The organism is Microbispora catharanthi (genome assembly GCF_006334915.2).
Classification (GTDB): Bacteria; Actinomycetota; Actinomycetes; order Streptosporangiales; family Streptosporangiaceae; genus Microbispora; species Microbispora catharanthi.
In genome coordinates this window covers 150308-169041 of sequence record NZ_VDMA02000015.1, presented here as the reverse complement: position 1 = coordinate 169041, position 18734 = coordinate 150308, and the positions used below count along the sequence as shown (strand labels likewise).

The following is an 18734-nucleotide window of genomic DNA, read 5'->3' as shown; positions in this document are numbered from 1 at the left end:
AGAGGCGTCGTGGGTGGTGGACGGCTCTCCCGCTGGCCGGTGATCCGGCAGCTCAAGGGAGAGGACGGCAGAGGGCAGGCGGCGCGCTCGGCGCGTACGGACGCCCTGCGGCCCCGGGTCGAGGGGGCCGAGACGGTCGCGCGTTCCGTCTGTCCCTACTGCGCCGTGGGCTGCGGCCAGCTCGTCTACGTCAAGGACGGCAAGGTCACCCAGATCGAGGGCGACCCCGACTCGCCGATCTCCCGTGGGCGGCTGTGCCCGAAGGGATCGGCGAGCAAGCAGCTCGTCACCCACCCCGGCCGCCAGACGAAGGTCCTCTACCGCAGGCCGTACGGCACCGAGTGGGAGCCGCTCGACCTCGAGACCGCGATGGACATGATCGCCGACCGCGTGGTGCGGACCCGGCGCGAGACCTGGCAGCAGACGCACGAGGGGCAGGAGGTCAGGAGGACTCTGGGCATCGCCAGCCTGGGCGGGGCGACGCTCGACAACGAAGAGAACTACCTGATGAAGAAGCTCTACACCGCCCTCGGCGCGATCCAGGTCGAGAACCAGGCGCGCATATGACACTCCTCCACCGTCCCCGGTCTGGGGACCAGCTTCGGGCGTGGCGGCGCGACCCAGTATCAGCAGGACCTGGCCAACGCTGACTGCATCGTCATCCAGGGCTCCAACATGGCCGAGTGCCATCCGGTGGGGTACCAGTGGGTGATGGAGGCGCGTGCGCGCGGCGCGAAGGTCTTCCACATCGACCCGCGCTTCAGCCGCACGAGTGCGACCGTGGACAGGTATCTCGCGATCCGCGCCGGCACCGACATCGTGCTGCTCGGCGCGCTGATCAACTACGTGCTGTCGAACGGGCTCGACTTCCGCGAGTACGTCCTCGCGTACACGAACGCCGCGACCCTGGTGAACAAGGACTTCCGCGACACCGAGGACCTCGACGGCCTGTTCTCCGGCTACGACGAGGAGACCGGCAGGTATGACCCGTCGAGCTGGGCGTACGAGGGCGACGTGCCCGAGGAGGAGGAGCCGGTCGAGGGTGGCGGGCACCACGCGGAGGCGGCGGGATCCGACTCCTACGGCGCGCGCGGCGCGGGCGCCAGCGCGACGCCGCCCGCCGACCCGACGCTGACGAACCCGCGGTGCGTCTACCGGATACTCAAGCGCCACTACTCGCGCTACACGCCCGAGATGGTCGAGGAGCTGTGCGGCATCCCGCCGGAGCGGTTCCACGAGCTGGCCGAGGCGATCACGGCCAACTCGGGCCGGGAGCGGACCACGGCGTGGGTGTACTCGGTGGGCTGGACGCAGCACTCGGTCGGCGTGCAGTACATCAGGGCCGCCTCGATCCTGCAGCTGTTGCTGGGCAACATGGGCAGGCCGGGCGGCGGCATCATGGCGCTGCGCGGGCACGCGAGCATCCAGGGCTCCACCGACATCCCGACGCTGTTCAACCTGCTGCCGGGATACATCGCGATGCCGCACGCCCACCGGCACGACGGCCTCGACCACTATCTGGAGCGGGAGGGCGCCGACACCGGCTGGTGGGGCAACCGGCGGGCGTACGTCGTCAGCCTGCTCAAGGCGTGGTGGGGCGACGCGGCGACGGAGGACAACGACTACCGTTTCGACTACCTGCCGCGCCTGACCGGCGACCACGGCCACTACGCGACCGTGATGGGCCAGATCGACGGGACGGTCAAGGGCTACTTCGTCGTGGGCGAGAACCCGGCGGTCGGCTCGGCCAACGGCAAGGCGCAGCGGCTCGGCCTGGCCAACCTCGACTGGCTGGTGGTCCGCGACCTCATGCTGGTCGAGACCGCGACGTTCTGGAAGGACGCGCCCGAGATCGAGACGGGCGAGCTGCGGACCGAGGACATCGGCACCGAGGTCTTCTTCATGCCGGCCGCGAGCCACGTGGAGAAGGAGGGCACCTTCACCAACACCCAGCGGCTGCTGCAGTGGCGGGAGAGGGCCCTCGACCCGCCGCACGACTGCCGCAGCGACCTGTGGTTCTTCTACCACCTCGGCAAGCGGATCAGGCGGCGGCTCGGCGACGACGAGATCGACCGGCCGGTGAAGGAGCTGACCTGGGACTACCCGGAGATCGGCGAGCAGCGCGACCCCGACGCCGAGGCCGTCCTGCGCGAGATCAACGGCACCGGCCCGGGCGGCCGCCTGCTGGCGTCGCTGCGCGAGCTGAAGCCCGACGGGTCGACGAGCTGCGGCTGCTGGATCTACTGCGGGGTGTACGCCGACGGGGTCAACATGGCGGCCCGGCGCACGCCGCACACCGAGCAGGGTCCTGTCGCGCTCGAATGGGGCTGGGCCTGGCCGGCGAACCGGCGCATCCTCTACAACCGCGCCTCGGCCGACCCGCAGGGCCGCCCGTGGAGCGAACGGAAGAAGTACGTCTACTGGGATGCGGGCAAGGGCCGGTGGGTCGGCCCCGACGTGCCGGACTTCGAGGAGGACAAGGCGCCCGACTACGTGCCGCCCGAGGGGGCCAAGGCGCAGGACGCGCTGGCCGGCACCGACCCGTTCATCATGCAGTCGGACGGCAGGGGCTGGCTGTACGTCCCGTCAGGACTGTCCGACGGGCCGCTGCCCGCCCACTACGAGCCGCACGAGTCGCCGGTGCGCAACGCGCTGTACGGCCGGCAGGCGAACCCGGCCCGCCGGACCATCGACCGGCCGGAGAACCCGTACAACCCGGCGCTGTCGCCCCGGTTCCCGTACGTCTACACGACGAGCAGGCTCACCGAGCACCACACGACGGGCGCCATGAGCAGACCCCTGCCCTACCTCGCGGAGCTCCAGCCGGAGGCGTTCTGCGAGGTGTCCCCGCGGATGGCGGAGGAGCTCGGGCTGGAGAACGGGGGCTGGGCGACGATCGTCACCGCGCGGACCGCGATCGAGCTGCGGGTGCTCGTGACCGGCCGCGTACGTCCCCTGCGGCTGAACGGCCGGACCGTCCACCAGGTGATCATGCCGTACCACTGGGGATATAGCAGCGGCGGGGTGATCACCGGGGACGTCGTCAACGACCTGCCGTCGATCGTGCTCGACCCGAACGTCTACATCCAGGAGAGCAAGGCCGGCACCTGCGACGTCCTGCCGGGGCGCCGGCCGAGGGGCACGGCCCTGCTCGACCTGATCGAGAGGTATCGCCATGGCTGAGCGGATGGGGTTCTTCACCGACACGTCCATCTGCATCGGCTGCAAGGCCTGCGAGGTGGCCTGCAAGGAGTGGAACCAGGTGCCCGACGACGGGTTCGTGTTCCGGGCCACCTCCTACGACAACACCGGCGCGCTCGGCGCGAGCACCTGGCGCCACGTGGCGTTCGTCGAGCAGGACGGCCGGTGGCTGATGTCGTCGGACGTGTGCAAGCACTGCACCCACGCCGCCTGCCTCGACGTCTGCCCCACCGGGGCGCTGTTCCGCACCGAGTTCGACACCGTCGTCGTCCAGGCCGACGTCTGCAACGGCTGCGGCTACTGCGTCCCCGCCTGCCCGTACGGCGTGATCGACCGCAGGGAGGACGACGGCCGGGCGTGGAAGTGCACGCTCTGCTACGACCGGCTGCGCGGTGGCATGGAGCCCGCCTGCGCGAAGGCGTGCCCGACCGAGTCCATCCAGTTCGGGCCGCTCGACGAGCTGCGGCAGCGGGCCGCGGAACGGGTCGAGCGGCTGCACGCCGACGGCAGGACCGAGGCCCGGCTGTACGGCGAGAACCCGGACAACGGGGTGGGCGGCACGGGCGCGTTCTTCCTCCTGCTCGACGAGCCGGAGACGTACGGCCTGCCCCCGGATCCCGTGGTGACCACCCGCGACCTGCCCGCGATGTGGCGCTGGGCGGGCGGCGCAGCGCTCGCCCTGGCCGCCGGCGTGGCCGCCTGCTTCCTCGGAAAGAGGGGCTGACGGGGTTGGCGGAGGAGCCGACGAGGTCAGGGGAGGACCTGGCGAGCCCGGCCGGGACCGGTGATGGGAATGGGGGCGGGCGACTGTGATGGCGACACCGTGTGTGGGGAGGCACTGATGCCGAGACGCCGGGACGAAATGGTGCCGGACGCCGAGTTCCGGTCCTACTACGGCCAGCCGGTCATCAAGCAGCCCATCTGGCACGAACCCCACATGCCGACGTACCTCTATCTGGGCGGGCTGTCCGGCGCGGCGGGCGCGATGGCGGCGGCCGCCCGCCTCACCGGGCGGGATCGGCTGGAACTGGCCGCCCGGATGACCGCCTTCGCGGGAGCGAGCGCCGGTGCGGCCTTCCTCGTGGCCGAGCTGGGCCGGCCGATGCGCTTCCTCAACATGCTGCGGGTGTTCAAGCTCACCTCGCCGATGAGCGTCGGCTCCTGGACGCTGGCCGCCCACAGCGGGCTGACCGGCGTCGCGGCGGGCTCCGCGGTGACCGGCCTGCTGCCCCTCGCGGGCGATGCCGCGTCGGTCGCGAGCGGCCTGAGCGGCGTGGCGATGGCCACCTACACGGCCGTCCTGCTGGCCGACACCGCCGTCCCCGCCTGGCACGAGGGGATGCGCGAGCTGCCGTTCCTGTTCTCCGGGAGCGCCCTCGCCTCGGCGGGCGCGGCCGTCATGCTGACCACGCCCCGGGCGCAGGCCGGGCCCGCCCGAGCCGCCGCGGCGGCGGGCGCCGTGGCCGAGGTCGTCGCCGGCGGGCTGATGGAGCGCCGTCTCGGTCTCGTCGGCGAGCCGTACCGCACGGGCAGGGCGGGCAGGCTCATGCGGGCCTCCCGCGTGCTCACCCTCGGCGGTGGCCTGCTCGCGACGGTCGCCGGTCGCAGCCGGGCCCTCACCGCGCTGTCCGGGCTCGCGATCACGGCGGGAGCCCTGTGCACCCGTTTCGGCGTGCTGGAGGCGGGCCGGGCCTCGGCCAAGGACCCGAAGTACACCGTCGTGCCGCAGCGCGACCGCCTCGACGCCGGCCACCCCGCCTCCGTCCCCGGCCGCTAGGGAGTGTCTGACAAATGCTGCCCGTCGCGAGCGTGGATCCAGGTGGATGCATCGCAAGGCGGAGGAGGAGCCGATAACAGCGTTATCGGCGACGACGACAACGCGGCGAGGCGCCGCCTGGGCCACGCGCAGCAGGGCCATGATTTGTCAGACACTCCCTAGGTCGGGAAAAGGGCTGGGAGGGATGATGATCGAGCTGGTAGCTTGCAGTCGACCGTGACACCGGCCGAGGAGGTGAGACCCGTGAACGCAGTATCGACGTGGGTGCTCCCCCTTCCCATCACGGCCGGGCGATCGACGTAGGTGTCGCCGGGAGCGCCTCGACAACAAGGCACTCCCGAAAGGCAACACCTGTGCACTCTCTGCGGTTCACTGCCGAGTCGTCGTCGAACGGCATGGTCGAACGCGAATTCACCGTGGGCGACGTCCCCGGAGTTCTCTGGTCGCCGGCTCCCGGCACCGATCGTGCGCCCCTGGTCCTGATGGGCCACGGCGGCGGCAACCACAAGAAGCACCCGGCGATGGCGGGCCGCGCCCGCCTTCTCGTGACCGGCTGCGGCTTCCATGTCGCCGTCATCGACGCGCCCGGTCACGGCGACCGGCCGCGCACCGCGCACGACGAGCAGGAGATCGCCGAGCTGTACCGGGCGAGGGCGGCGGGCGAGCCGGAAGGACCGATCGTCGTCCGCTACAACGCCCACCTGGCGGAGCTCGCCGTGCCCGAGTGGCAGGCGACCCTGGACGCGCTCCAGGAACTTCCGGAGATCGGCGCCGACGGGCCGGTCGGCTACTTCGGCGTCAACATGGGCACCGCGATCGGAATACCGCTTGTGGCGATCGAACCCAGGATCACGGCCGCGGTCTTCGGCCAGCACTGGCCCGATGTCCTGGCCCAGAAGGCGAAGCAGATCACCATTCCGATCGAGTTCGACATGCAGTGGGACGACGAGCACATCTCGCGCGAGGCCGGTCTCGCGCTGTTCGACGCCTTCGCCTCGAAGGAGAAGACGTTGCACGCCAACGCGGGCAGGCACAAGGAACTGCCCAGGTTCGAGGCCGACAGCGCGGTGCGGTTCTTCGCCCGGCACTTCGGCCGAGCGGTCGCCTCGCCGTCCTGACGTACGCGGCCGCGGCGCCCGGCTTGCCGGCCGGGCGCCGCGGCAGCGGGTGCTCAGCGCGTCTTGGGGAAAGCGGCGCGGGGTCCGGATCCGCTGAGGATGAAGGCGACCGCGATCAGGGGCAGGACGCTTATGGCCTGCATCACGGCGTACCACGCCGGGCAGATACCGGGGATCAGGTCGACGCCGATGATCGCGATCGGCATGGTGACGCTGATGGTGCGCATGCGCTCGAAGCTGCGCCGCGATCCCTGCGAAGCACGCACGGTCAGCCGGTAGAGCACCGGGGCGATGGCGAGCAGTATGACGGCCCGGGCCCACATGAACGTGGTTCCCGGGTGACCGACGATCGACAGCACGGCAACCGTCGCGAGGGTGACGCCGCAGATCATGCCGGAGAGCGTGACGCACTTCTTCGCCAGGTCGAAGGCCTCTCGGGTGCGGCCGTCGTCGAGGTGTGCCGTGGCGCCGGTGATGGTGGTCATGTCATTTCTCCTTCTCGTCGTGGTCTCGACGCTAGGGAGCGGACGGGCGGCGCGGTATGCGTCTGGACGTACGCGGGGGTGGGGCCAGACCCACTCCGGGGGCGATCGGCTGGGCGCGGGGCTCCGTGCGGTACACAGTGGAAAACATCAGGCCGCACCGGCCGGATCGGCGCATTGCGGGACACTTCGGGAACCGGGGTCATGAAGCGCGAAGGAAAGATCATGCGACAGCTGGTGCCGTGGCTGGCGAGTGCCGCCGTGGGGTTCGTGCGAGCGTGTGTCGTGGTGGTCGTCAGCATGCTGGTCCCGGCCGTGTGGGCCGCCGCCGTGGGGCTGTGGATCTGGTGGTGGGGCGGCAACCCGTGGCCGGCGGTAGTGCCGTTCATATGGGCGTGCATCGGCACACTCGCCCTGTCTCGCCCGGTGTGCCGGATGGTCCGCTCTGTCGTCGCCGAAAGGACGGGCACCGTCATTCCCCCCGGATATCGGAAGGCCGCGCCGGTGGTGCGTATGTCGACCGGCTACTGGTGGAACGGATACTCCTACGAGCGCACCAGCCGGGACGCTCGCCGGGACCAGAGGATGCGGCTCTGGTGGAGCGATCCCGCCACCTGGCGCGACCTGCGCTTCGCGGTGATCGCACCCGTCACCATGGGGGTGGTCGCGGCCGTTCCGCCGGCCGGAGTCGTGGCGGCGGTCGTCGGGTTCGGCCACCCGGCGGCCTCCATGCGTCTGATCGGTGTGCTCGGCGTGGCCGTCGCGATCGGCGCCGCCCCGTACGCCTGGCGGGCGGTCGGGCCGGTGTCCGTCCGTTTCCTGGGGCCGTCGCCCGCGATGGCGCTGGCTGACCGGGTGGACGAGCTGACGGCCCAGCGCGCGGACACGACGGTCGCGCAGGCCGCCGAGATCCGCAGAATCGAACGGGACCTGCATGACGGAGCGCAGGCGCGCCTGGTCGCGCTCGGGATGTCGTTGGCGACCGTGGAGAGGCTGATGCAGACCGACCCCGACCGGGCCAAGGCGCTGCTGCGGGAGGCGCGAGCCGGGGCCGCCACGTCCCTGACCGAGCTCCGCGACCTGGTGAGGGGCATCAGCCCGCCGGTGCTGACCGAGCGAGGGCTCGTCGACGCCGTTCGCGCTCTCGCCCTGGACAGTGCCCTCGAAGCCGCCGTCAGCGCCGACCTCCGGCTGCGCCTGGACCCGCCGATCGAGTCCGCCCTGTATTTCGGGGTCGCCGAGCTGCTCACCAACGCGGCCAAGCACGCCCGTGCGACCCGGGCATGGATTTCCATCGCCGGCCACGGCACCGACGTCGTCGTCGAGGTCGAGGACGACGGCGAGGGCGGGGCCGGCGTACGAGCCGGCGGTGGGATCGACGGGCTGCGCCGCCGCCTCGCGGTCTTCGACGGCACCCTGGAGATCACCAGTCCGGCAGGCGGTCCGACCCGCGTGAGAATGGTTGTGCCATGCGAATCGTTGTAGCCGAAGACCTCTACCTCCTGCGTGACGGGATGGTCCGCCTCCTGGAGGCGTATGGACACCAGGTGGTGGCGACGGCGACCACCGGGCCCGAGACGCTCGACGCGCTGCTGACACAGCGGCCGGATGTCGCGGTCGTCGACGTCCGCATGCCGCCGACCCAGTCGGACGAGGGCCTGCGGGCGGCTCTCGACGCCCGCCGCCGGCTGCCCGGACTGCCGATCCTGATCCTTTCCCAGCACGTCGAACAGCTGTACGCCCGCGAGCTCCTCGCCGACGGCACCGGCGGCATCGGCTATTTCCTCAAAGAGAGCGTGTTCGACGCCGATCAGTTCATCGACGCTCTGGAGCGGGTGGCCGGTGGCGGGACCGCCATGGACCCGGCCGTCATCGCCAAACTGCTGTCCAGCGGGTCGTCGAACCGGCGACTCGAACGGCTCACGGAACGCGAACACGACGTGCTCGGCCTCATGGCCGAAGGGCTGTCCAATCAGGCCGTCGGCCAGCGGCTCTTCCTCAGTGAGAGCGCCATCAGCAAATACACGACCTCCATCTTCGGCAAGCTCGGCATCACCGACGACGGCAACAACAACCGCCGGGTCCTCGCCGTCCTCACCTACCTGAACAAACCCTGACGTGCTCCTCCAGGCGGCCTGCTTCGCCACGGCCGGCGGGCGTAGCCGGGCCCTCACCGTGCTGCCCTGGCTCGCGCAAGGGGCGTGGTCGCGGCCGAAACGCGCCAGTGCCCGCTGCCACCTCACTGCTTCGCTGGGTGCCCGCCCTCCACCCGCACCTGGCCGAACGGAACCCATGCCGACCACCACGCTCGCCCGGCCCCGCTCGCCCCTCATCGGCTGGCTCGCCGTCACCTCGCTCATGCTGGGCATCTTCGCCATCGTCACCAGCGAAATCCTGCCCATCGGCCTGCTGACCGCCATAGGCGCCGACTTCGGCATCTCCGACGGCACCACAGGGCTGACCATGACCCTGCCCGGCATCGTCGCCGCGGTCGCCGCGCCCACCGTCACGCTGACCACCGCGCGCCTGGACCGCCGTGTGATGCTGTGCGCCCTCATGGCGGTGCTCGCCGTAGCCGACGTGCTGGCCGCAGTGGCGACCTCGTACTGGATCATGCTGATCTCCAGGGCGCTCGTCGGCCTCACGATCGGCGGCTTCTGGTCCATCGGGGCCGGGCTGGCCGCCCGCCTGATGCCGCCGCACGCCGTCGGCACCGCCACCGCTGTGATCTTCTCGGCCGTTCCGCTGGGTTCCGTGCTCGGCGTACCGGCCGGAACCTTCATCGGCGACCTCGCCGGGTGGCGGACCGCCTTCTTGGTCCTGGCCGTGCCGGCACTCCTGGTTCTGGGGGCCCTGACACTCCTGCTGCCGCCGCTGCCCGCCCATCAGGTCACCCGCCCTCGCGTCCTGCTCGACCTGCTGCGCACCCGGGGCGCCGCCATCGCCTTGCCGGCCACTTTCCTCATCGTCTTGGCCCATTTCGGCACCTACACCTACGTCACGCCCTTCCTCCAGAACGTCACCGGCCTGCCTCCCGCCGCGGTCAGCGCCATCCTGCTGGCGTACGGCGTCGCCGGAATCGTCGGCAACTTCCTGGCCGGCAAGGGCGCTGTGACACGATTACGAACCGCCTTCGTGACCTGCGGCTTCCTGATCGCGGTCACCACCCTGCTGCTGCCCTCGGTCGGCGGCACAACCGTCGGCGCCGTGATGTCACTCGTGGTCTGGGGCTTGGCCTACGGAGGCGTACCCGTCTGTTCGCAGGCATCGTTCATCGCCGCCGCCCCTCACACGCCCGAAGCCGCGACGGTCGTTTTCACCTCCTCCTTCCAGGCGACCTTCGCCCTCGGCGCGTTCCTCGGCGGACGCGTCGTCGACGCCTTCTCGGTCTCCATCGTGATGATCTGCGGCGGGCTGACCGCTCTCCTCATGGCGGCCTCCCTGTGGTCGCTCAGCAAACCCCGCTGACTCACTCCTTACGGTCACTTGTGGTGCGCTACGGAGCCGCGATCCTCATCGCCGCGATCAACGAATGGCTGTGAGCGCCGGGGGCGGGCGTTGCGGAGGCGGATGCCGCTCCAGCCCAGGGAGCTCGCGGTCACCGCGTCCCAGAACGGCCAGAGGTCGTCCAGCAGCCTGAGCTGGATGCCGGCTTCCTCGTGCAGTCGCAGCAGGTCGCCGACAGGCTCGGGCGGCCCGAGGGGTTCGACGGGCTCGGTCGCGACCACCGCATTGGGCACCGGCTCTCCGAACGGGACGAACTTCTCCGCCGGGAAGCGATAGGCGTACAGGCGGACGGTCAAGAACGCCTTCAGCCAGCCGTACTCGATGGCGTGAACCCGCTCTCCGCAGCCCGGCCCGATGATCCGGTCGCGATCGGCGTCCGTGGAGTCCGGCGTCGTCCACGCCATGGCCCGCGGGCACTGACGAGGGAACCAGTAGTCGGCGCAGCGCTCGGCCGTCACCGCCCAGACGTACGCCTCCGGCTGCCGCGCGGTGGCCGCCACATGCGGGATGAATCGGGTGATATTGGGGTCTTCGGAGAAATGCAGCACCTCGCCGGGCTCAGGTCGCATGTCCCGGGTCTACCACCTCGTCGTGACCGCGGCCGATCCCGAGGTCTCAGGCGAGCCGGATCGCGGCGGCCTCGGCCGGGACGAGTTCGCCGACGATCGGCGAACCGGGGACCTCGCCGGCGACCAGCAGGCCGCCCGAGGTCTGGGCGTCGGCCAGGAGGAGCAGGTCCTCCTCCGCGTACCGGCCCGGGTCGAGGTGGGGGCGCACCCAATCCAGGTTGCGGCGGGTGCCGCCGCTGACGTAGCCGTCGCGCACCGCCTGTCGCGCCCCCTCCACGTAGGGCACGGACGCCACGTCGACCACCGCCGTGACGCCGCTCGCCCTGGCCAGCTTGTACAGGTGGCCGAGCAGGCCGAATCCGGTCACGTCGGTCGCGCACACCGCCCCGGCCGCCAGCGCCGCCCGTGAGGCGTCCCGGTTGAGCGTCGTCATGACCTCGATCGCCTGGGGGAACACCTCGCCGGTCACCTTGTGCCTCGTGTTGAGCACGCCCACGCCGAGCGGTTTGGTGAGGGAGATCGGCATTCCCGCCCGGCCCGCGTCGATGCGCAGCAGCCGGTCCGGGTCGGCCAGACCGGTGACCGCCATGCCGTACTTCGGCTCGGGATCGTCCACGCTGTGACCGCCCGCGACGTGGCAGCCCGCCGCCCGCGCCGCGTCCAGGCCCCCGCGCAGCACCTCCCTGGCGAGGTCCATGGACAGCGTCTCCCTGGGCCAGCCCAGCAGGTTCACCGCCACGATCGGCTCGCCGCCCACCGCGTACACGTCGGACAGCGCGTTGGTGGCCGCGATCCGCCCCCAGTCGTACGGGTCGTCCACGACAGGGGTGAAGAAGTCCGCGGTGGCGACGACCGCCCGGCCGCCCTCGATCCTGACCACGGCCGCGTCGTCGCCGTCGTCCAGCCCGATGATCAATTCGTGCGCGTACGCCGAGGGGTTCGGGGCCACGAGCCCGGCCACGATGGTCTCCAGCTCACCCGGGGGAATCTTGCAGGCGCAGCCGCCCCCGTGCGCCTGCTGGGTCAGCCGGATTCCGGCCCGCTCCGCCGCCTCGGTCATACCGCCCTCGTTTCGAGTCTTTCCTCCGCCACGCCGCCACCACGGGGCGCCGCCGCGGTCCCTACCCCGTTCCGGCTAGGTTTCTCCCTGGAGGTGTGTGGGCGCCTGGTGGCCCCCGCGGTCTTCAAAACCGACGAGGCCGAGGTCCTCGGCCTGGCGGGTTCGATTCCCGTCCGCCTCCGCTCACCCCCGCCTTGGCAGGTCAGCCTCCGGTTCCGTCGACAGCCCGCGTTCGACCAGCTCAAGCCGGGTGAGCAGTCATGGCAGTGGTAGATCTGCCGCAAGCTTCGTGGTGGATCTGCCGCGAGCTTCGTGATGGATCTGCCGGACAGGAGAGGCCCTTCCTGCCGGAGGCCGAATTCTCATTCCTTCCGCAGGCCCTGTTGACCCGTCCATGTGCGAAAATCGCACCATGGGGATCGGCGGAGAGTGGGCGGACATGGGCGACCGCGTCCGCGAATGCAGGCTTGCGGCCGACCTGTCGCAGGACCAACTGGCCGCGGCGGTCGGTCTCGACCGTACGATGATCGCCAAGATCGAGGCAGGTGTCCGACGGATCGACGCGTTGGAACTGGTCAGATTGTCCGAAGCGCTCCGCGTGCCCCTGGATTTCCTCCTCAGGCCGGCTCAGCCGATCATCTCCCGGCGGGCCGAGCTGACCGACGACACCATTGCCGATGTGACTCGCCAGTCCTATCGGCTGGAGCTGGCATTGTCCGCCTGGCTGGCCGACGTGCGGCAGCTCGCGGAGCTCGGGGACCTGGTCACACCTCCCGTGCGCCGCTACCCGGGGACTGTGGACGACATGCCGGGTGCGAGATCGGCGGCCAGATGGGTGCGGGACAGTCTCGACCTGGGCACGAGGCCGGTTGATTCGCTCATGACGCTCTGCGAGCGTATGGGGCAACTCGTCGCCGTGGTCGCGACTCGCGGGGACGGCGCGTCGCTCGTGGACGGCGACGTGGCGGTGGCCGTCGTCAGCAGTCAGGGCGATCCAGGGCGTCGCCGGGCGACCGCGGCCCACGAACTGGGCCACCTGATCGTAGGTGACGAGTATTCGGCCGACCTGGGTGTCCACACATCCCGGGCGGAGCGAGAGCAGGTCATCGACGCCTTCGCGGCCGAGCTCCTCCTGCCTGCGGGGGTCGTGAAGGAGCGCGCCGGGAAGTCCGCCGCTCCCATCCGAGACGTTCTCCTGATGCTCGCCGCCACCTATCGGACCTCGTGGTCCTTGACCGTGCGGCAGGCGCTCGAGGCCGGGGCGGTGGGCAGAGAGGCGGCGAAGGAGCTACGACGGCGGAACCCTACTCGAGCAGAGCTGATGGAGGCGGTGGGCTGGACCCCCCAACCGGACCTGGAGTCCGTCCGGGTGCCTCCGAGCTACGCGCACGCCGTTTTCCAGGCCCTGAAGAAGAACTTGATAACAACATCCAGGGCGATCGAGCTGATGCGCGGTCAGGTCGAGGAGGGCGATCTCCCCGCGAGGGACGACTGGGACATCGAGCCGTGACGTCATCCGCCGACCAGATGCTCATCTTCGATGCCACAAGCCTCAGTCACTTCTCCCGGGCTGAACGGCTGGATGTTTTGCGCGACCTTCTCGCCGGACGCCCATGCCTCACTACCCGTGTGGTTCACGAGGAGCTTCGTGTCGGCATTGGAACGTTCCCGACATTGCGGCAGGCATTGGACGCCGAGTGGTTAGGGATGGCGGAACTGTCCACACTGCAGGAACTCGAATGCTTCGCGCGGTGGGTTCGGCGTGTCGGCTCGTCCGGCCGTGATCTGGGTGAGGCAAGCGTATTTTGCGCAGCTGAACTGCTCGGCGGGATCGCCATCACCGACGATCGCGATGCCACTGCAGTGGGCAGGGCCTATGGCCTGGAGGTGCACGGGACGATCTGGCTCCTCGGCACCGCCTGCCGGGAGGGCAAGCTCACACAAGTGGGCGCGGAGAACCTCGTGGACGCCCTCCGCGCGACAGGCATGCGCTTACCCTGCTCAGGATCGACGTTTCTCTCCTATGCCCGTCGCCATCGACTCTGCTGACGACGGCGACTCGGTCTGGCGAGAGGCTCGCTCATAGTTGCCCTTGGGCGGGCAAATCGTGGGTGAGGCGAGGGCGGTGCTGACCATCGCCGACGACCTGTTCGCCGAGGAGTCCTGACTCGGCCGCCATGGGACGGCACCGGCTCTATTCCTGACGGGACGAGCGGGAGGAACTGCTCCTGGCCGTGTAGGCGGCTATCGCCACCAGGAGGGCCGCGACGATCTGGAGGATCAGATGGTCCTTCGCGCCGGCGCCGATGACGAACCGTGGATCTACGCGGTTCACGAGACCGTGGTCGACGACGCCCTGCAGAACTCCCGCGATGAGGGAGAGCCGGGCGGCGGCGAGGAACTCCGGTCGCCCGCGGGCCGGGCGGACGCCGAGCAGCAGCATGACGAGCACAGTGGGCAGGAAGACGGTGCGCACGGCACTGCCGACGTCGAGCACCACGAGCACGGTCGCGGCGGCGCCGAGGACGAACGCGACGAGGGCTCGGGCGTCGCGTCGCTGCTCGATGCCGCGGACGACGAACAAGCAGAGGCAGGCGACCGCCACCACCGTCGCTCCCCACCACTGCGGCGTCTTCCCCGGGTCGTCGGTGATGCCTTCAGGAGAGGCCAGGTGGGTCGCGATCACCGCTACCGCGATCAGGCCGACGGTTCGTTCCCCCAGCCATGACCACCGCGTCGTGCCGGGTGGTGCGCCCTCCAGCATGACGACCGCGAAGATGAGCAGGGTCCCGGTCGCTGCGATCCACACGCTCCAGCCGCTGCTGTACTCCTCCGCGTAGAACGCGAGCAACCCCAGCATGACCGCGCTCAGACCGGCGGCGAACCCGACGGTGATCTCCCGAGCCCGTCCCTCAGGGGGAAGCAGGCCCGCCCCGAGGGCGGCGGCCACCAGCAGCCACTGCCAGATCGCGGCGGCCGGGGTCAGCCATGAGAGCGCCGCGCTCGCCAGCAGGAAGGCCGCCAGCAGGAAGGCCGCCGGCAGGACGGGCGCCCGGAGATTCAGGGCTCGGTCGCGTGACCGGAACACCCGGAGGATGCGGTTCCGGATCGCCGCCCCACCGCCGGACGGGGTCGGCGCTGCCGGCGCCGCCGTGGCGGCGACGGATGAGGGCTGTCCCACCGGGGACGGCGTGGTCGGAGGCGTTACGGCAGTGTGCGTCCCCGCCGCCTGGCTCGGCGCGCCTGTGCCAGGGGCGGTGGCCACCCTCGGAACCGGGTCGGCGCGGTCGTCCGTGGGTGCGGACGGAGCGGGTTCGCCGGTGACGGCGCGGACGGAGGTCGCGGGAGGTGCGGAGTCTGACGGCTCGGGCTCCGGCGATACCGGCACGGAATGGGGAGACTGCGACGTCGGCGCGGGAGGCGGAGACCCTGACGGTGATGCCGGTGCGGCTGTCCTGCCGGTGGCGAGGGCCTGGGCGGCGGCAGTGGACACGGTCCGGCTGTCGTCGCCGGCGAGCTCCTGCAATGCCAGCCGTGCCGCCAGAGCGAGACCCCCGTGCCTGCTCCTCAGCAGGCGCCGCAGCTCCTCGACCGCGCCGGCGCGGACCCTGGGAATGGAGTTCTCGATCACCGCCTGGAGCTCCGCCGGCAAAGGCGAGGGTACGGTGACGGGGCGGGCGCGCCGTGCGACGTAGAGATCGCCCTGCAGGTCGAACGCCCACTTGCCCGGGGTCTGGCCCGGTGTCGTCTGCCGGACTTTGTCGTAGACGTAGTCGTACAGCTCGTCGATGCCGACGTAGCCGTCCTGGTCGCGGTCGGCGTCCCCGGACTCCAGCCCTTCCACGAGGGCGCGGGTGAACACCGACGGCGCCTGCTCCTGGGCGTCGGCGAGATCGGTGCCGTCGAAGGCGTACTCCATCGCGTTCGACGCGGTGATCACCACTCGGCCGTGACCGCCGAACTGCTCCTCCACGTGCACGCCCATGCCGGCGCGTGGCAGCGCGCCTCGTGCCCACGCTCCCGCGTAACAGCAGTCGAGCAACAGGATCATGCGCCTGGACCGGCTGCGGCTCATCCTGCGGCTGACGAACTCGGCCGAGACCGCTGTCGCCCCCAGGCGGTTCAGCTTGGTGGTGGGCGTGGCGAAGTACAGCTCTCCGTTGTCGTCCTTCACGCCGTGGCAGGAGAAGTGCAGCAGCAGCACGTCGTCCGCGGCCCGGTCGGTGAAGAACTCTTCGACCATCTCGCTGACCACGTGTGTGGGCTCGTTGAGCAGCGTGCGCACGTGGAAGCCGCCGATCGCCGGATCGCCGAGCACGCGGGCCAGCGCCTCCGCGTCGCGTGCGGGAGCCCGCAGCCGGCGCAGCCCCGGATCGCGGTACTCGTCGCCGGCCACGATGAGAGCGCTCCGCGTCCGGGCGGGGGCGTGAACGGTTTCATGCCGCCGCACCCAGAGATCGGTCAGCCGGCGTTGCTCGCCGGACGGCACACCGGTCAGCTCGATCGCGTCGCCGTCGATCGTGAGCTTCGCGGACCGGTGCTGGTCTCGGGTCAGCCAGGCCGTCACCGCGCCCACGACCGCGGCGAGCAGTTCCGTGCCCGCGAGGGAGACCACCAGGCCGCCGAGGGAGAACGACAGCACCGCCCTGGCGCCGGGTGGTGGCGGCGCCCCCCGCTCGGCCTGCGCCGCCACCACGTCGATCTCCAGCAACTCCGCGCGGAGCCGGGCCGTCAGGTCCTCCAGGTCGTGGGGGTCGGCGTTCTCCTCTGCGATCTGGATGGTCAGCCTGGTCGTTTCAGCGGCCACTGCGGCTCCCTCGCACGTACGGCCGGTCCCTGCCGATGCAGTGTCGGCCCGGCAGACCAGGGGAGGAAACAGCGCGGTTCACTCAGCGGACCGGTGTCAGGTGCGGCCGAGATTGCGCGTGATCTCCCTCGACGCCCGCAGCACGAGTTCGGTGAGCCCCGCCGGCACCGCCGGCCGCACCGCGAGCGCGCTGACCGACGCGACGATCTCGCCGTCCGGGCGCCGCACCGGTACGGCCACGCAGCAGACCCCGGGAAGGACCTCCTGGTGATCGGCGGCGACCGAACCCGACCGGCGGAAGGCCGCCTGGGCCCGCCGCCATTCGGCGAGCGTGAACCCCGGCGGCACGGCGTCGCCGTCCGGTCTCTGCATCAGCAGCACCCGGCCCGCGGCGGTCGCCTCGGCCAACTCGGAGCCCGGCAGGACCGGCGGCACCTCCCTGATCTCTCCCCGTGTCGCCGCGATCACCCTGACCCGGTCCTCTTCCAGCACGGTGAGAAACGTGACGGTCGTGGTCAGCGCGGACAGCAGGCGTACGGGTTCGCGGGCGGCGGCCTGCAGCCGCGGGTCGGGCTGCCAGGCGCCGCCCAGACGGGCGAGCCGCCGTCCCACGAAGTAGCGCTGTCCGTGCTGTTGCACCGCGCCGAGGTTCGCGAGCTGCCGGAGCAGGCGATAGGTGGTCGCCTTCGGCATGCCGGCGTCGCGGGCGAGCTCGGACAGACCGGCTCCGTCCTCGGCCGCCGCCAGGACGTCGAGCAGGTGGAACGCCCCTTCGAGCACGCCGCGTCCGTTGGCTGTCCCTGTTCGAAGCGCCGGTTCCCGGCCGGGACCGGCGCCGGCGTGGTCCCGCACGTCCATGAGGACTCCCCTCCCGAGGCGGTTACCAGGAACTCGCGGAGGAGGAGCCCGCCGTTACCGCCGGGACCGACAGAACGGTGTCACCGGCCGGAAGGACGGGGGAGCAGGGCGGGGCCGGGGCGCCAGTCGCCGAGGTAGTTCCGGGGGGTGTGCTCGGCGGCCTGTTCCGGGGTGAGCTGCGGCCGGTTCTCGGGGACGGGGATCGCGGCGCCCGGGCCGATGTTGTGGAACTCGCCGAACCGCGCGTCCTGCCAGTGATACCCGGAGCTCATGTCCACGTACGGCGTGGCCGCGTCGATCGAGGGGCCCATCCAGGTCTCGCGTACGACGAGCGACGGGAGGGCGGTCGGGTCGCTGCTGGGCCGCCAGGGCCGGGCCAGGCCGAAGGACGCGTCGGCCGCGGTCCCGTTGATCACGCATCGCACCGCCAGGTAGCCGCGCGGGTTGGCGGCGGCCGTGCTCGGCGCGAACACGAAGCCGTACGGACGGAACGTCACGTCCCTGGCCAGGGTGCTCAGCTCGCATCGCTCGAAGACGGCGGTCGCGCGGCCGAAGACGAAGTCGACGTCTCCCTCGATGTGGCACTCGCGGTAGTACTGCCGCGCGAAGGAGGCCAGGGCGCGGGTGTCGGCATACAGCGTGTCCTGGTGGCCGAGGAAGCGGCACCTCTCGAAGTACGACCGGTCGCCCATGACCTTCGCCGCCACCGCCTGCGTGCCGGTGATGTCCGGGTGGTCGGCCCGCAGCCAGTCGTTGGCGAACGTGACGTGCGCGGCGGTGAAGCCGTCGGCCTGGATCGTGGTGGTGGCGCTGCCGCTGGTGCCGTACGTGCCGCCCGCGGGCTTGGGCGTGCCGGCCGCGTTGTCGTAGACGATCACTACGTCGCGCGCGTCGCCGGTCGCCCCCAGGAAGCACAGGCCGGTCTTGGCCTGCGGCACGAGGACGGTCTCCCGGTAGGTCCCGGCGGAGATCACCAGGGTCCAGCTCTCGGCCGGGGCGTCCGGTGTCGCGTCGACGGCGGCCTGGACGGTGGCGTGGTCGCCCCGTCCCTGAGCGTCGACGTACAGCGTGCGGTCGTTCAGCCGGCGCCGGGGCGAGCCGTACCGGCCGAAGGGGAGCACATGGGCGGCGCGTGCGGGCGACGCGACCGCGAGTCCGAGGATCGCGGCGGCCGCGCCGGCCAGCGCCTGCCGCCGGCCGATCAGGGGGGTCAGGAACGACATGACGGCTCCTATGGTCACATATGTGAACTAGTTCCTCAAATGCGAACAGAAGCACCGTAAGATCCGCCTCCGGCTCTGTCAACGACGGCCGGAAACGGCTGGGGCGACAGTTACAAGGCAGTGTCAAGTGAT

The 18734-nt window shown here is 70.9% G+C and carries 15 protein-coding genes and 1 tRNA gene; 10 read left to right on the top strand and 6 right to left on the bottom strand.

Features of this window, described 5'->3' with window-relative positions; translation table 11 throughout:
• Window positions 1–9 precede the first annotated feature (9 nt).
• From fdh to FH610_RS26595, 4 genes are all read left to right on the top strand, one after another.
• Entirely contained in the window at window positions 10–3183 is a 3174-nt protein-coding gene (fdh, locus tag FH610_RS26610; protein ID WP_139577549.1) for a formate dehydrogenase, read from the top strand.
• On the top strand, window positions 3176–3925 hold the full coding sequence (locus FH610_RS26605) for a 4Fe-4S dicluster domain-containing protein (RefSeq protein WP_139577548.1): 750 nt from the start codon (window positions 3176–3178) through the stop codon (window positions 3923–3925). The genes fdh and FH610_RS26605 overlap by 8 nt, the downstream gene beginning before the upstream one ends.
• Before the next feature lie 117 nt (window positions 3926–4042).
• Complete coding sequence (nrfD, locus tag FH610_RS26600) at window positions 4043–4978, top strand: NrfD/PsrC family molybdoenzyme membrane anchor subunit (RefSeq protein WP_240809208.1); 936 nt, start codon at window positions 4043–4045, stop codon at window positions 4976–4978.
• A 353-nt stretch (window positions 4979–5331) separates the two neighbouring features.
• A complete protein-coding gene (locus FH610_RS26595; RefSeq protein ID WP_139577547.1) occupies window positions 5332–6096 on the top strand; it encodes an alpha/beta fold hydrolase in 765 nt (254 codons plus the stop codon).
• A gap of 53 nt (window positions 6097–6149) precedes the next feature.
• On the opposite strand, the gene FH610_RS26590 is transcribed toward FH610_RS26595, so the two are convergent.
• Window positions 6150–6581 (bottom strand): hypothetical protein, encoded by a 432-nt coding sequence (locus tag FH610_RS26590; protein WP_205826079.1) that lies wholly within the window; start codon window positions 6579–6581, stop codon window positions 6150–6152.
• A gap of 222 nt (window positions 6582–6803) precedes the next feature.
• Here FH610_RS26590 and FH610_RS26585 point away from each other — a divergent pair, with 222 nt between their 5' ends.
• From FH610_RS26585 to FH610_RS26575, 3 genes are all read left to right on the top strand, one after another.
• Window positions 6804–8063: a sensor histidine kinase gene (locus tag FH610_RS26585; RefSeq protein ID WP_139577546.1), complete on the top strand. Its 1260-nt coding sequence runs from the start codon at window positions 6804–6806 to the stop codon at window positions 8061–8063.
• Window positions 8048–8695 carry a response regulator transcription factor gene (locus tag FH610_RS26580; protein ID WP_139577545.1) on the top strand — a complete coding sequence of 216 codons (648 nt, stop codon included), beginning with the start codon at window positions 8048–8050 and terminating at the stop codon, window positions 8693–8695. Before FH610_RS26585 ends, FH610_RS26580 begins: the two co-directional genes overlap by 16 nt.
• Before the next feature lie 175 nt (window positions 8696–8870).
• Window positions 8871–10046 (top strand): MFS transporter, encoded by a 1176-nt coding sequence (locus FH610_RS26575; RefSeq protein ID WP_139577544.1) that lies wholly within the window; start codon window positions 8871–8873, stop codon window positions 10044–10046.
• Window positions 10047–10060: 14 nt separating this feature from the next.
• On the opposite strand, the gene FH610_RS26570 is transcribed toward FH610_RS26575, so the two are convergent.
• Entirely contained in the window at window positions 10061–10654 is a 594-nt protein-coding gene (locus tag FH610_RS26570; protein ID WP_139577543.1) for a DUF6886 family protein, read from the bottom strand.
• A gap of 46 nt (window positions 10655–10700) precedes the next feature.
• Window positions 10701–11714, bottom strand: a complete 1014-nt coding sequence (gene selD / locus FH610_RS26565) for a selenide, water dikinase SelD (protein ID WP_139577542.1) — start codon at window positions 11712–11714, stop codon at window positions 10701–10703.
• An 89-nt stretch (window positions 11715–11803) separates the two neighbouring features.
• Between selD and FH610_RS26560 the strand changes: the two genes are divergently transcribed.
• The 3 genes from FH610_RS26560 (at window position 11804) to FH610_RS26550 (ending at window position 13763) form a co-directional block, all read left to right on the top strand.
• Window positions 11804–11897: transfer RNA gene (locus FH610_RS26560), tRNA-Sec, on the top strand.
• A gap of 229 nt (window positions 11898–12126) precedes the next feature.
• A complete protein-coding gene (locus FH610_RS26555) occupies window positions 12127–13224 on the top strand; it encodes a helix-turn-helix domain-containing protein (protein ID WP_205826078.1) in 1098 nt (365 codons plus the stop codon).
• On the top strand, window positions 13221–13763 hold the full coding sequence (locus FH610_RS26550) for a PIN domain-containing protein (protein WP_139577540.1): 543 nt from the start codon (window positions 13221–13223) through the stop codon (window positions 13761–13763). The genes FH610_RS26555 and FH610_RS26550 overlap by 4 nt, the downstream gene beginning before the upstream one ends.
• A gap of 145 nt (window positions 13764–13908) precedes the next feature.
• Here the strand turns inward: FH610_RS26550 and FH610_RS26545 are convergent, their stop codons facing one another.
• The 3 genes from FH610_RS26545 to FH610_RS26535 all read right to left on the bottom strand — a co-directional run bounded on the left by FH610_RS26545 (window position 13909) and on the right by FH610_RS26535 (window position 18602).
• Window positions 13909–16521: a caspase, EACC1-associated type gene (locus FH610_RS26545; protein ID WP_139577539.1), complete on the bottom strand. Its 2613-nt coding sequence runs from the start codon at window positions 16519–16521 to the stop codon at window positions 13909–13911.
• Window positions 16522–16617: 96 nt separating this feature from the next.
• Window positions 16618–17379, bottom strand: coding sequence for an IclR family transcriptional regulator (locus tag FH610_RS45310; protein WP_139577538.1), 762 nt, complete (start codon window positions 17377–17379; stop codon window positions 16618–16620).
• Between the two features lie 80 nt (window positions 17380–17459).
• Window positions 17460–18602: a pectinesterase family protein gene (locus FH610_RS26535; RefSeq protein WP_139577537.1), complete on the bottom strand. Its 1143-nt coding sequence runs from the start codon at window positions 18600–18602 to the stop codon at window positions 17460–17462.
• Window positions 18603–18734: the final 132 nt, after the last annotated feature.

Excerpts from the sequence above, each read along its gene's own strand:
- FH610_RS26575 (WP_139577544.1), top strand. The coding sequence starts at position 8,871 with ATGCCGACCACCACGCTCGCCCGGCCCCGCTCGCCCCTCATCGGCTGG.
- FH610_RS26585 (WP_139577546.1), top strand. The coding sequence starts at position 6,804 with ATGCGACAGCTGGTGCCGTGGCTGGCGAGTGCCGCCGTGGGGTTCGTG.
- FH610_RS26590 (WP_205826079.1), bottom strand. The coding sequence starts at position 6,581 with ATGACCACCATCACCGGCGCCACGGCACACCTCGACGACGGCCGCACC.
- FH610_RS26570 (WP_139577543.1), bottom strand. The coding sequence starts at position 10,654 with ATGCGACCTGAGCCCGGCGAGGTGCTGCATTTCTCCGAAGACCCCAAT.
- FH610_RS26535 (WP_139577537.1), bottom strand. The coding sequence starts at position 18,602 with ATGTCGTTCCTGACCCCCCTGATCGGCCGGCGGCAGGCGCTGGCCGGC.
- nrfD (WP_240809208.1), top strand. The coding sequence starts at position 4,043 with ATGCCGAGACGCCGGGACGAAATGGTGCCGGACGCCGAGTTCCGGTCC.
- FH610_RS26605 (WP_139577548.1), top strand. The coding sequence starts at position 3,176 with ATGGCTGAGCGGATGGGGTTCTTCACCGACACGTCCATCTGCATCGGC.
- FH610_RS26580 (WP_139577545.1), top strand. The coding sequence starts at position 8,048 with ATGCGAATCGTTGTAGCCGAAGACCTCTACCTCCTGCGTGACGGGATG.
- FH610_RS45310 (WP_139577538.1), bottom strand. The coding sequence starts at position 17,379 with ATGGACGTGCGGGACCACGCCGGCGCCGGTCCCGGCCGGGAACCGGCG.
- selD (WP_139577542.1), bottom strand. The coding sequence starts at position 11,714 with ATGACCGAGGCGGCGGAGCGGGCCGGAATCCGGCTGACCCAGCAGGCG.
- FH610_RS26555 (WP_205826078.1), top strand. The coding sequence starts at position 12,127 with ATGGGGATCGGCGGAGAGTGGGCGGACATGGGCGACCGCGTCCGCGAA.